This is a genomic window from Teredinibacter turnerae T7901, assembly GCF_000023025.1.
Taxonomy (GTDB): Bacteria; Pseudomonadota; Gammaproteobacteria; order Pseudomonadales; family Cellvibrionaceae; genus Teredinibacter; species Teredinibacter turnerae_B.
In genome coordinates, this window is the sequence record NC_012997.1 from 2,505,014 (window position 1) to 2,518,985 (window position 13,972).

Sequence of the window (13,972 nt, forward strand, 5' to 3'; positions counted from 1 at the left end):
ATTGGGAGCATTTCAATAGCAATGTATTTAACATAGTAATAGTCCTTTAATTTTTCGGGCTATAATTAATTACGAAAATAGTCCAGCCCCAAAACCGCCTCACCTATTCCATCCGCGACAAAGCCGGACAGGATACGTGCGCCATTTTCCTGAAAATGCGTTCCATCAACAGACCCATCCGCCCGCAGAAAGAAGAAATTTTCCGGGATTGGAGCGGGGCAAATAGCCGTTAAAAAAGTTACGGTTTTTAAATTTAGATCGATCAGCGGTACTCCTTCCTCATCGGCAAGCTCTCGCATCGCTTGGGCCCACGCACCAGTGCCATTTCCGCCGGTGCAATATGCTGAGTTACGTGGCGTTGGTGTAACAAGGCCGACATGAATGCCGCGGTTGCGGGCACCGTCGATATACAGTTTTAAATAGTCTTTAAAATCCGTTTGGGGATCGAGATAATATGGAATGGTCACGCCATCGATAACATAGGTTGCAGTCCTATGGCTGTCGTTGGTTCCGAATTGCAGCAACAGATAGTCTCCGGTGCTAGCGTTGGACCAGATGGTGTCCAGTCGACCTTCTTCTATAAACCGACGAGCCGTACGACCACCAATGGCCAGATTGTTTACCGTGACGTTGGTATTGTATTGTTCGCGCAGCATTTGCCCCCATCCCGCTTGGTCCCGGGTGCTGGACGTATCTGTATAGGTTTGGACGATGGAGTCACCAGCCAGCCAAACCGTTGCGCTCGCCGCCGGGCACACTACGCCGCGAAGTCCGCTACTACCAGTAAGACTCAGATAATCGATATTCGCGAGCCCACTGTCACCGGTGGCGGTAAGCGTAATCACGTTTTTACCGGCATTTAAAAATATGGGCATAATTTCTGTTGCCCAGGTTGACCACGCACCGGTAGTCGCAAAGGTAATATCGTAACTCACGCTTGCACCACTGGTTACCGTTAGCACTCCCGAACGCGCAGCGCCACTGCCGTTGGCGAAGCGCAGAGTCATGTCATAGTACCCTGCGGTTGTTGCATCGACAGCCCAGTTGACGCTGGTGTTTACGGCATTCGTGGTATTGGCAAATCCGCCGCCGGTGAAACCCGCTTCGTTGTTATTTACTGAGCCATCGACTCCACAAAATCCAGCAGTATTTTCCTGCACAGTCAACGTAGAGAGCGGCCCACCTGAGCTAGAAGATGAGCTGCTTGAACTCGAGCTATTATTGCAAGCGGCGGAGTCAGGCGAGGCGCCGGTGACACTCAGCGAATCGATGTTTGCAAGCCCCTCGCTGCTGGACGCCTGTAAACGAATAGTGTTAATTCCGTCAGCTAGATTTATGCTGACAGCAGAAGAGTCAACCCAGGTTGTCCAGCCTCCCGTGCTACCAAACGCGCTGCTTGTTTGTAAAGCGCCGTTAACAAATACATCCCCAGGGCGGTCCGCGCTGGAGCCATTAGCATAACGCCACTGCATTTGGTAATTGCCCCCTTGGGCAGCCACAGACCACTCAACACCTTTGCCAGCCGCATTCTCCGTATTGGCAAACCCTGAACCGGTATATCCCGCGTTGTTGCTATCAATGGTTCCTTCCACACTACACAGCCCCTCCCCTTCTTGAATGACGGCAGTACTTGTATTACTGCTGCCGCTCGAACTTGATGAAGAACTCGCGGAAGAGCTAGTGCTCGAAGATGAGCTAGAACTGGAGGATGAGCTAGAACTGGATGACGATGAACTAGAGGAGGCTCCACCGGCTGTGCAACTCAAAATTATCGCGGTGGGGTCATCGCCCTCCCCCTGAAAACCAAAGGACACCGAGCTGCCAGGCGCTATGGTGGCATTCCAGCCTGCATCTGTAGCGGTGTACGGGTTGGTTCCAGAAAAGGTTGCGTTCCACAAGCCCGTTACAGCGGAGCCGCCGTTTTGCTGCCACTGTACTTGCCAATTATTTACCGCTGAGGTGCCATCGTTCGTTACCGTAATGCCAGCGGTAAAACCCGAGCCCCAATCGTTAGTGACGTCATAGCCGCACTCGAGCGCATGTGCCTGGCAGGCGAGCAACGTAAATACTGGTGCACAGAACAAATGCTTCGTCGTCATTTTGGGTGGGAACAAATATTGTCGTTTGATCATGAAAATTTCCCTTTTAGCGTTTTTATTTAGGCTTTTTCGTGTTGTTTGCGTGGTGTCGACTCTAACAGCCGGAGACTGCATGGATAGCTGACTCGCTATAAAACAATGTGGTTACGGTGTGAATATTGGAGCCGCTGTTGTGCTCTGTACTGTTCAGTCTGATGATTAACTTATTGTGTGGTGTTAGATAAATATTTCCCTATGTGTAACAGATGTAGCGTCTCTACCGAATCACTCCTTACCGCATAATGAGATTAGTTCAAATAATCCTCGTTAAAGCTCAGACGCCTGAGTTATCAACTGGAGTGCGACCTTTGCGGTAATTAAGCAGTTTGCCGTAAACCGACGGTTATTTTGGTGTCGCGGTGGCCCTTTTAAATGTGATGGATATGTCAAACGAAACACGACTAAATAAAAGCGCCTGGAAACTAAGGTTTCGTTGTGTAGGTTTTCTATAAACGTGGCAATGAAAACTGCGAAGCAATAGCGGGTACAGGGAGTAACGCCATTACTCAAATGGCGACGGAAGCCCTTGATTTATCAGAAAAGTCCAAGATTCTTGTCAATAGTTTAGAAGCACGCAATTAATCATAAAAGTCAACCATTCTTGCCAATAGTTCAATAGCGCGGAATTAAATGGATCGTATCGTCTGTTTAGTTGCCGGGGTAATAAAAAAAACGACAAGCTTTTATTGTCATCCCAAAAAATTGTCGGCGTAACAACTTCGCGTAACAGCTTGGCGTAACAGCTTGGCGTAACAGCTTGGTGTAACAGCTTGATAGGTACACGATTACCGACATTCAAATTGAATCTATAAGTAGGTCTATAGTCGAGCTCAGCCTGTTTCGTTGGGAACTGCTAATTTGAAACGACCCGCTATTAATTCGAGATGTCCTTGTTCGCTTACAAAGCGCAATAGGGAAAAATATCTACAGCTCGGCTGATTTGCCTGCCCGTAAAAATGTTCCACGGGGATGTTTCATGCGGGTGGTACCTCTTTGCAAACCAAACAATTGTTTGAGGTGCCCGTTTTACACAATTATGCGGCGGGCGGTGCGCACGATTTGATATACCGTATCTGGTCGGATGCGCCGCAGGCATACGCTAAGAGCGGGCGCGTGCGTCTGGTCCTGGTGCAGCAATACCGATCGTCTATTCCTCAGATACGCCCTCCTTTCTTCTCATAAATGGGGGTTATAGAGCTATTTCGAAACGAAATTACAAGGGAATGTGGCACACTTGTATGCATGACTGTTGACACACCAGAATTCTTTGTGTGAATATTTTGCACTCAGAGAATAACTGATAAAAATCTGGGTCCGCTCTGTGTCAATGTTCTTAGAGCGATCCTGTACATACTTACAATAAAATCAATTGCCGAAACGCCTGTCGTTTGTTTGCTGTCAGCAGTACCCGACGGCTTGCTTTAGGCCTTTTATGGAGGAGTCACCCTCGGTGGCTTTGGGAAATAATGAATAAAAACCCCCGTTATGCCCATCTCGTTCAGCATTCACTTCCTGGTTTTCGACGCTCACTGTTAGCTGCTGCGGTAATCGCGTGCACCTCACAAGCGTTGGCTCAAGATGTTGAAACGACTGAAGACGATATTAATCTTGAGGAAGTCATGGTTACAGGGCAGCGTCAAGCTCTGGAAACTGCGATTGACCTCAAACGTGAGTCCGACACAATCGGAGACTCTCTGGTACTCGATGAAGCCGGCAAAGTCCCGAGCACATCATTGCTGGAAATTCTGGAACGCGCGCCTGGCGTGACTATGAACCGCATCCGTGCCGGCTCCGACGGCTCGCCCGATGGTTTCGCGTTCGAAGGTTCGAACGTTCAGGTTCGCGGCCTTAACAAAACCAAAACCCTCGTAAATGGCCGCGAAGTTTTCTCCGCAAACGGTGGTTCCGGCTTGAGCTGGGCAGACGTTGGCCCAGAACTGTTGCGCTCAGTTTCGGTATTGAAATCCAGCCGTGCCGACCTGATTGAAGGTGGTGTATCCGGTACTGTTAACCTGGAAACCTATATGCCATTCGACTTTGACGGCTTTAAGGTTAACGCCGCGGCTTCCTTGGATTACGGCGATTTCGCCGAGGAAGTGACCCCTGCGCTGTCTGGCCTCGTTTCAAACCGTTACGACACCAGTATTGGTGAGATCGGCGTGTTACTGAACCTGGCATACTCCAAAATCTCTTCCAATGACAGCAACATCATTATTCCTCCCTATTTCGCCACCGAATACGAAGGTGAGCGTGTATACGCACCCGGCGGTATTCGACACACTCAGGACCAGTTCGAACGTGAGCGCAAAGGCTATTATGCGGCACTCCAATGGCGACCAAACGATCGCCTGGAACTGTTCCACACCACGTTTATTTCTGAGCGTGATAGCGATCGCTATAGCCAGATTATTACCGTAGAACCTGCGGCACCTGTTGGTGTTTTACCTGGTGCGGAATTCGATGATGACGGTATTTTTGTTAAGGGCACAATTTCGAGTACAGATCTGGCATCGGGTTTAGATGCCAGCGCGAACTCAAGCTTTTCACCTTCAAGCAGTAAAACCGCTGATTACAGTACTGGCTTTGAGTATCGCGGTGATGGCTGGGATTTGAGCGGTAGCTACCAATACGTAAAAGCTGATTCCAGTTTGGGTAAATATAGTTTGGGTAGCACTATCGGCGCTAAAGTACCAAACATTCAGATGGATATGAGTCGAGACCGACCATTGGCGATTGCTGGTGATGCCATATCCACACAGCAAGAAGCTGCGTTAATGTCACGAATCAACTGGCTGAATGATGAAAACGAAGGTGAGGCCCACGCGATACAGTTGGATGCAGACTTCGAAATCGGCGATGGCTTCTTCAAAAAAATTGCTACCGGTGTGCGGGCTGCTGATCGTGAAGAATCCGATAACTTCGTAGGTACTTGGTGGTCAGCGACTGGTCGCGGTTGGAACGGCGTACCACGCGCTTCCGTGGATACAGCGCCCGAAGGCGACTTTTACCTGGAAGAATTTTCTGATTTCTTTAAAGGTGACGAACCCGCTTTAGGTGGTGCCTGGGTGGGCAGTACGCAAGTCAACTCTCAAGCCCAATTTGATCATGTTTACGACACCTATTTGGCTTGTGGACCCGATCTTCACTACCAGTGTGCCAACGATCCAAACGCGACAACCTATCTCTACACTCAGAATGGTGTAACACGAGATCCAAACTTTGATCAGTTGCCGCAGATCTACACCACCAATCACAAAACGCAATCTGCCTACGTCATGGCCGGTTTCGCAAACGATAGCGAAAATTTCTTCGCCAATATCAGCGGTAATATCGGCGTGCGTTGGGTGAATTACGATATTGAGTCTGAGGGTAACTTTAACTTCAACTCTGGTGGTCGTTACTATGCGTCACTGGCGGATGCGCAAGCATCTATCGAGGCCATGGGTGGAATTGACAACGTTAAACAGTGGAAAGAAGACAACAACGGCGTAGACGAGCCACTGTCCTACAATACTGTCAGCTATGAGAAAGTGCGTACTGGTAGTCTTCAGAAGGATTATTTGCTGCCTTCATTCAATATCAAGTTCGAGTCTGATAAAAACCTGATATTGCGTTACGCCTTTACTGAAACTCTGACCGCCCCACGTTATCCCGATATTCGAGCGCAAGGTGTGGTTGCATCCCAGACAACGGCTAACCCAATCAATACAGAACTTGATGCTGCGTACCCGGATGACGATATTTCGATTCCCGATATTTTCGCTGGTTACACTAACACCACAGGTAATCCTTTCCTGGAGCCTGAACTGTCTTATAACCACGATATTTCGTTGGAGTGGTATCCACGTAAAGCGTCGTCAATGTATCTGGCTTTGTTCCACAAAACGATCGAGAACTACATTACGTTTAACAACTTCTCTGCACCTGCGAGCACCTTCTTTAATGAAGAAGATTACCCTCAGTCAGAACCGGCCGGCGGTGGCCAGAGCGTGTTAATCGATGGCCCTGTCACCAGCCGTTCGAACTTGAACGCAGATGGCGACACCATCGTAAAAGGTTTCGAATTTGGTGGCCGCACCTATTTCGATACTCTGCCCGGTATCTGGAGCAGTTTTGGTGTTGAAGCGAACGTGACCTTTATCGACAACGAAGCACCGGATTCCTTCGCGCAAGACATTAACGGCGATCAACTCAGCGTGCCTGTTATCGGTCTTTCCGAGTGGGCTTACTCTACGACGCTCTTGTACGACCGCGACAAGCTGAGTGCGCGCCTGTCTTGGAACTGGCGTGACCGTTACTTGACCACCACCAACGACTCTGGTACTACCAACGTGTACACTGACCCGTTCTCTGGAGATGAAATCCAATACGGTTTACCCGTTTATGCGGCGTCCTCAGGTCGTTTGGATGCGAGCGTTTCCTATAAGTTTACCGACACTATGAACGTAAAACTGAACCTGCAGAACCTGACCGATACAGATCAGCGTACCGAAATGGAAATTCTGGACGGCAAGTTTGTTGATCGTGCGGTGTTCGTAGCGGATCGTCGTATCAGCCTGCACTTTGGCTTTAATTTTTAAGGTGTAAGCAAAAAGTAAGGTGTAAGCATAAAGACGCTCTTGAGCGCACTTATATCGATGTAGTAACCGTGTAATTTTTAGAGGTCTTGATATGAGCAAGAGCGTCTTGATTGTTGGAGGCGGCACCGCAGGTTGGATTACTGCAGCTTACATGGCGCGCATGTTGGCTGCAGATACCCCAGGGGGCGTTTCCATTACGTTAGTAGAATCTGACGAAATAGGTATTCTCGGCGTTGGCGAGGGTACCTTCCCCATCATTCGTAAAACCATGAGCCGTATTGGCCTGGATGAAAGTGAGTTGATTCGCGATGCGGATGCCACTTTTAAGCAAGGTATTCGGTTTAACCATTGGAAAAAAAATCCGGCAGAATGCCCGGACGATACGTATTTTCATCCTTTCCAAGTTGCTTCTCAGCACACGGATATGGATCTATTGCCCTATTGGTTGCTGGGTGTTGCTGGCGAGGTGCCCTGGGCGGAAGCTTGCACCGTACAGGAACGCGTGGTTGAATCCAGCCTGGCTCCAAAATTAATCACCCATTCCAATTACAATGCTCCACTGAATTACGCTTATCACTTCGATGCATCCAAGCTTGCCGAGGTCGTGCGTAAACGCGCTACGTCTATGGGCGTGCGCCGTTTAATCGATACGGTCGAAGATGTAAAACTCGATGAGCAAGGCGCTATTGCTTCGGTGATAGGTCGCACACACGGCGAATTGACCGCAGATCTCTATATTGATTGCACCGGGTTTCGAGCGCGCCTGATTGGCGAAACACTCGGCTCCGAGTTTACGTCCTATCGCGATCAATTGTTCTGTAACCGCGCCGTAGCCCTGCAAGTGCCTTACGAACAACCGGGTTGCCCTATTCCATCGTGTACCTATGCCACCGCTCAAGAAGCGGGCTGGACGTGGGATATCGGTCTTCATAACCGTCGCGGTATTGGCTATGTGTACTCATCAGACCACTGTAGCGACGACGAAGCCGCAGCCACACTTAAACGTTACATCGGGCCTGCGGCAGACAATCTCACACCGAGGCAGCTCGCGTTTGAAGCAGGATTCCGCAAAATACAGTGGCATAAAAACTGTGTCGGCATTGGTTTGTCCGTTGGCTTTATCGAACCCCTGGAGGCCACCGGTATCAGCTTCGCGGAGGTGGCAGCGTTGATGTTGTGCAACTTGTTTCCATGGTCGGGTGACACGGAACTTTCCGCCAAGCAATTTAACGCAGCGATGACCAAGCGTTTTGAGCACGTCATCGATTTTATTAAATTGCACTACTATTTGAGCGAACGTACAGACACCGCTTTCTGGCGGGAAAACCGGGCGCCGGAAACCGCGTCAGACAATTTGAAAAACAAACTGGAACAGTGGCGACATCGCCCGCCGTCGTTCCTCGATATTGATGCAAGCCACGATATTTTTGACGAGAACAGTTGGCAGTACATACTGTATGGTATGGACTTCAAGACTGATATCTCGGCGCGCGCTGATGCGTTGCGCTTTTACGATGACGCGCGTCAGGAATTTGAGAATATTCGCAAGCAGAGCGAAAATGCGATGAATGCGGTTCCCACCCATCGCGACCTTGTCAGCGAGGTCGTGACCAACGGTTTTCGCCCCAAAGCCAAGGCTCGTGCATGAACCCCTCGCAAGTGAAGCGGGTAATAATCGTTGGCGGCGGGACCTCGGGTTGGATGTGCGCCGCAGCTATCGCTCGGGCGTCGCCACCAAACACAAGCATTACCCTGATCGAATCCAGTGACATTGGTGTAATCGGTGTTGGCGAAGCAACAATTCCCACGCTTATCGAATTCAATCGCTTTCTCGGCATCAACGAAAACGACCTTATTCGCGAGTGCCACGGTACCTTCAAGCTGGGTATCGAATTCAGCGACTGGCAGGCTCTTGGCAAAAGTTATTTTCACCCATTCGGGTTTTATGGGCGCGATACCCCGGACTTTCCATTTCACCAACTTTGGCTGCGTTTAAAGCACATGGAAACGCAAGGTTTAGCCCCGGCGGAAGCCGCTGGCGAAATCAGCGATTTCAATCTGTGTACAGCGGCGGCCTATCAGGGCCGGTTTGCGCCTGCGCAAGGTGGAGCCGATACCATTTTGGCGACAATGCGCCACGCCTATCATCTTGACTCCCGCCTATACGGGAAAATGTTACGACGCTATGCCGAGGCCAAAGGCGTTACCAGAATAGAAGCGAATATCGTCAAAGCAAGCTGTAGTCCAGAAGGTGGGTTTATTGAATCTGTTCTGCTGGAATCGGGGGAATCGGTTTGCGGCGACCTCTTCATCGACTGCAGTGGATTTAAGTCGCTCCTAATCGAGGACGCGATGCAAAGCGAATTTGTTGATTGGAGTCACTACCTACTCTGCGATAGAGCCATAGCATTACCCACCGAATTGTCTGGCTCACCCCTGCCCTACACCCGCGCGACTGCGGGCGACGCCGGTTGGCGTTGGCGAATTCCGCTGCAAACGCGGATGGGCAATGGCCACGTATATTCCAGTCAGTTTACCGATGATGATACGGCACTGAGAGACCTACAGAATGCGATAGATGGAACCTCGCTGGCAGAACCATTACCGCTGCGCTTTAAACCGGGCCATCGCCACGAATTCTGGGTAAAAAACTGTGTTGCTATTGGCCTCGCCGGTGGATTTATCGAACCCCTGGAGTCAACGAGTATTCATTTGACTCAAGTGGGTATCCAGAGGCTTATTCAATTTTGGCCCGCTCACGGCGTTAATTATGCCGAAACGGCACACTACAACAGTGAAATGACAGAGGACTATGAGCGCATTCGCGATTTTATTGTGCTTCACTATAAGGCAACCGATCGGGAAGACACGGCGTTCTGGCGTGCGGTAAAAAATATGGCAGTGCCTGACTCCTTGTCGAACCGCATGGAGCTCTTTCGCAGCAGCGGGCGCGTAGTGGATATTCCACAGGATTTATTCCGCCCCCATAGCTGGCTCGCTGTAATGCTGGGCCAGAAGGTTCAGCCGCGAAATTACGATGCGTTTGTTGATCGCATACCTGTCGAATCACTATTGGCAAACATGCAGCACCTCAAGGATGCGGTAAATAAAACCGCTGCATCCCTTCCCGGTCATCAGGACTATATTAATCGTTGCTGTGCCGCTGCCGAATCTTCAAGAGTCTAAGCAGCAAAATCGCGCAGCAACACATTCCTAATCCGTTGCCGTATTGCGCAAACTACCAATAAGAGTTGAGTATGAAGTTTATTTCAACGTCCGCCAAATTGGCTATTACATTTATTTCCGCACTATTCGTTTTAATGCTCAGTGGTTGTATGTCAACGTCTGAACCGCATTCAGACAATCGCGCCTGGGTAACAACCTGGGCAACCGCCACCGAGGATATACGGGAAGGGTTTTGGATGTCCAAAGGCCATTTTCCTCCCAAACCTCTAAAAAATGACACCCTGCGAATGTTTATGCGTACATCGATCGGCGGAGATACGCTGCGCATTAAATTCTCGAACGAATTTGGCATGAGCCCGATAACCATTCAGGTTGCGCATATCGCGGAAGCGGCTACGCCAGACGCCAGCGCGACCGATGGTGCGATTAACACGGCCACCGACACGGCCCTGACCTTTGGTGGAGCGACTGGAACGGTAATAGCGGCTGGCGAAACTGTCTACTCCGACCCGGTAGAATTTAAACTTGCTCCCCTGGACGTTGTTGCGTTGAGCGTTAAATATGGTGATATCGCAGAGAAACCGATTACCGGCCATAGAGGTGCACGTACGACCTCTTTCTTCGCAACTGGTGATAAAGTGTCTGCACCGAACTTGGCCGATGCGGTTAAAAAAGATGTTTGGTACACCACAACGGCCATTGAGGTGTTACAACCTGACTCATTTAAAACTATCGTTGCGATGGGTGACTCCATCACCGATGGCTATGGTACCAAATACAATCACCACACCCGCTGGACCGACTATCTCGCCGAGCGCCTGACCAACAATCCGGCGACTGCAACGGTTGGTATGGCCAACGTTGGTATCGGCGGCGCAGGTTCCGAAATGTCCGTTGAACGTTATGGTCGGGACGTTAGCAATATTAAGGGCGCGAACTGGCTGATTATTTTTATTGGGGTTAACGATATTGTGTATGGCAACAATCGCCCGGCTTCATATGTTATCGACAACTACAAAGCGATGGCAGACAAAGCTCACGCGGAAGGCTTAATGGTCTATGGTGTTACGATTACCCCTATGGGCAAACACAGCGAAGACGCTGACAAAGAGAATGTCAGGCAAGAGGTAAACCACTGGATACGCGTAACCGCGCAGAAAGAAGGCTATTACGACGGGTTTATTGACTTCGATGAAATCGTGCGCGATCCGCAAAAGCCGACGCATATGCTACCGGAGTATGCTGTCGATGATCTGCATTTGAATATAACAGGCTATAAAACGCTGGCTGATGCCGTAGATCTGACCCTGTTTGAAGATAAATAACCGACGCTTTACTCTGCGTCTGCGGTTAAAAAATAAAACGCGACGCAGCTTCATGTGAGCAACTATTATTCTGGGGTCAATGACTCTCTCTGGCCCTAGAATTAGCATGAAGACAATCCAACAAATAACGAGCTACGTAAGTGGTCCGTTTAATCGTACTACTAGTTCCACACATATCACTTGTACATATCACTTGTACATATCACTTATACATATCACACAAAAATACTGCAACCACTACACATTGTGGTAAATGTAACTGCGTTATTAATTCTATACACAAGCTGACTTCAGTGATTTCGTAGTAATTTTCGCTTCCACAGATATCGGCAAAGCTTTTTGCAACACTCATAAAACCAATTAACTGAGGTAATGCAAACGCGTGCTACTACCTCGCGGTCGAGGGCGCACTTTACCAATATTTCCCCTCCCAGCCCCCCCAAAAAAAAGTATCGATGCCTGACCACAGCGAAATTGGCCCGGTCAGCGTTTAAACGGAACCTCTGCGCTAGCACGCCTCAAGTGTTGTGCTAGGGCTTCCAAACACAGATAGACTTTGCTGACCTAGTTTGTTGGCCATTGCTTAACCAGAACACTTTTTTACCAAGATCGAAACTTTTTAAGTTATCAAGCTGTACGCGTCATTTGTGTAAAGGCTTCGACTGTGTCTAGCTGTTAGAAATGTTTTGTAACGACAAAAATCACACCTAATTAAAATTGCGGAGAGTTTTGCCATCTATGTATTTTTTATACGCCATTGCTTCGCAAGGAGAAATGAGAACAGGTGGCTGGCGCACAGTGCGCTTGACACTTAGTATGTGTGATTTATCGGGTCGTGATTACATTAGGTCTAACATCATTTTTAAAAAGAAACTTCGGTAAATAATATGAAAAATATCAAGCGTAGAACTCTTTTTAAAGGCATAGGCGCAAGTGCCCTTCCTCTCCCTGCTTTTGGAGGTACGGCAACTTCTGCTTTCTCATCACCACAAAATCCCTGTGAATCCAACCCTCCAATACAATGGGGTGTCGGCGTTGAGGGGCAGCGAAAGGCAGATCTTGGCAATGGGCGCTATATCAACCCGATTGTACCGGGAGATCACCCTGACCCGACTGTGTTGAAAGATGGTGACGATTATTACATGACATTTTCATCTTTCAATTCTTATCCCGGTATAACCATTTGGCATTCAAAAGATCTGGTGAACTGGGTTCCTATCGGCTCCGTCCTGCAACAATACATCGGCACGGTGTGGGCGCTAGACATGTGTAAGGTGGGGAATCGCTACTATGTGTATATTCCGGCGGCACCAGAGGGCAAGCCGTGGTCAATATATGTTATCTGGACAGATGATATCCGTGGCAAATGGAGCGATCCGATCGATCTAAAAATTGAAGGCTGTATAGATCCTGGTCACGTTGTGGGGGAAGATGGCAAACGCTACTTATTCGTAAATGGGATTCGAAAAATTCGTCTGACAGATGACGGTTTGGCCACTGACGGTACATTAGTTCACGCCTATGACCCGTGGCGCTACCCAGAAAACTGGGTGGTAGAAAACTTTGCTCCAGAAGGCCCCAAATTACTACGCAAAGACGATTGGTTTTATTTAGTAACGGCTGTTGGTGGTACCGCGGGCCCGGTAACTGGGCACATGGTCATTGCCGCACGCTCAAAATCCATACATGGGCCATGGGAGCACTGTCCGAATAACCCACTGGTGCGCACAGTGTCAGATCAAGAACTCTGGTGGTCCAAAGGTCACGCGACCCTGGTGGAGGGGCCTCATGGTAAATGGTATATGGTGTACCACGCCTACGAGAATGGCTTTCGGACACTTGGTCGGCAAACACTGCTCGAGCCTATTGAATGGACGGAAGACGGTTGGTTCCGCGCGGTAGGTGGAGATTTGTCTCTCCCCTTATCTAAGCCGGCAGATCTGGAAAATCAACCCAATGGTAGTGCTTTGTCCGATGAGTTCTCCACTAATAAATTCGGCGTGCAATGGGTTTTTCACGAGCCAAAACGTAGCGAGAACCAACGAGTAACATATAAGAACGGCGCTCTCGTGCTAAAGGCCGCGGGTACGTCACCCGCAGACAGCTCCCCTCTCGTGTTCAATGTCCCTGATCGTTCCTACCAGGTGGAGGTGGATATTGAAATTGAGCCAAATGCTGAAGGTGGCCTGATGGTTTTTTACAATCACAAAGCGTTTGTAGGTGTTGGCTTCACGGAAACATTTGTTAAAAACTACCAATATGCGGAAGAGCACCCTTGGGCTCGTGTACCCGTAAATACAAAAAGAGTTCGTGCAAGGATGGTGAATAATAAGAACGTACTAACGTTTTATTACTCCCACGACAAAGGTAAAACCTGGCGACTGCACCCCACCAGAATGGAAGTTTCTGGGCTGCATCACAATGTGTTTGGAGGTTTTTTGGCGCTACGAGTGGGACTGTTCAGCGTTGGTGGCGGCAAGGTAGAATTCGGTAAGCTTACCTATTCGGCACTCTAGTATTATTCGCAAAAACTCGTTTGAAAATTTAAAGACGAAAAGGCGATTAAAAGCTTCGCTAAACTTATTGCCGACATACTAGACGTTCAGTGAAAGCCTAGGAGAAAGCCGTCACGAAGATGAAATTGAAGCTAGAGTTCAGCTAGCTATGCTTGATGTAACTATGCTTGATGTGTTGAATACAAAAGGCTCATATACTCTTTCAAGCCAATTCAAGTCAAGCATTT

7 protein-coding genes are annotated in these 13,972 nt (G+C 49.0%); 6 read left to right on the forward strand and 1 reads right to left on the reverse strand.

The window, feature by feature from the left end:
* Nucleotides 1-65 precede the first annotated feature (65 nt).
* Nucleotides 66-2,132, reverse strand: a complete 2,067-nt coding sequence (locus TERTU_RS10275) for a cellulose binding domain-containing protein (RefSeq protein WP_015817812.1) — start codon at nt 2,130-2,132, stop codon at nt 66-68.
* Nucleotides 2,133-3,131: 999 nt separating this feature from the next.
* Between TERTU_RS10275 and TERTU_RS10280 the strand changes: the two genes are divergently transcribed.
* The 6 genes from TERTU_RS10280 (at nt 3,132) to TERTU_RS10305 (ending at nt 13,745) form a co-directional block, all read left to right on the forward strand.
* Complete coding sequence (locus TERTU_RS10280) at nt 3,132-3,320, forward strand: hypothetical protein (protein WP_143876288.1); 189 nt, start codon at nt 3,132-3,134, stop codon at nt 3,318-3,320.
* A gap of 284 nt (nt 3,321-3,604) precedes the next feature.
* Complete coding sequence (locus TERTU_RS10285; RefSeq protein ID WP_015820728.1) at nt 3,605-6,718, forward strand: TonB-dependent receptor; 3,114 nt, start codon at nt 3,605-3,607, stop codon at nt 6,716-6,718.
* 91 nt (nt 6,719-6,809) lie between these two features.
* Nucleotides 6,810-8,366, forward strand: a complete 1,557-nt coding sequence (locus TERTU_RS10290) for a tryptophan halogenase family protein (protein WP_015817251.1) — start codon at nt 6,810-6,812, stop codon at nt 8,364-8,366.
* Nucleotides 8,363-9,904, forward strand: a complete 1,542-nt coding sequence (locus TERTU_RS10295) for a tryptophan halogenase family protein (protein WP_015818892.1) — start codon at nt 8,363-8,365, stop codon at nt 9,902-9,904. Before TERTU_RS10290 ends, TERTU_RS10295 begins: the two co-directional genes overlap by 4 nt.
* A 71-nt stretch (nt 9,905-9,975) precedes the next feature.
* Nucleotides 9,976-11,229 carry a GDSL-type esterase/lipase family protein gene (locus tag TERTU_RS10300; protein WP_015819458.1) on the forward strand — a complete coding sequence of 418 codons (1,254 nt, stop codon included), beginning with the start codon at nt 9,976-9,978 and terminating at the stop codon, nt 11,227-11,229.
* Nucleotides 11,230-12,116: 887 nt separating this feature from the next.
* On the forward strand, nt 12,117-13,745 hold the full coding sequence (locus TERTU_RS10305; protein WP_015819259.1) for a family 43 glycosylhydrolase: 1,629 nt from the start codon (nt 12,117-12,119) through the stop codon (nt 13,743-13,745).
* Nucleotides 13,746-13,972: the final 227 nt, after the last annotated feature.

Coding starts and splice junctions, on each gene's coding strand:
- TERTU_RS10275 (WP_015817812.1), bottom strand. CDS start 2,132: ATGATCAAACGACAATATTTGTTCCCACCCAAAATGACGACGAAGCAT.
- TERTU_RS10285 (WP_015820728.1), top strand. CDS start 3,605: ATGAATAAAAACCCCCGTTATGCCCATCTCGTTCAGCATTCACTTCCT.
- TERTU_RS10300 (WP_015819458.1), top strand. CDS start 9,976: ATGAAGTTTATTTCAACGTCCGCCAAATTGGCTATTACATTTATTTCC.
- TERTU_RS10295 (WP_015818892.1), top strand. CDS start 8,363: ATGAACCCCTCGCAAGTGAAGCGGGTAATAATCGTTGGCGGCGGGACC.
- TERTU_RS10305 (WP_015819259.1), top strand. CDS start 12,117: ATGAAAAATATCAAGCGTAGAACTCTTTTTAAAGGCATAGGCGCAAGT.
- TERTU_RS10290 (WP_015817251.1), top strand. CDS start 6,810: ATGAGCAAGAGCGTCTTGATTGTTGGAGGCGGCACCGCAGGTTGGATT.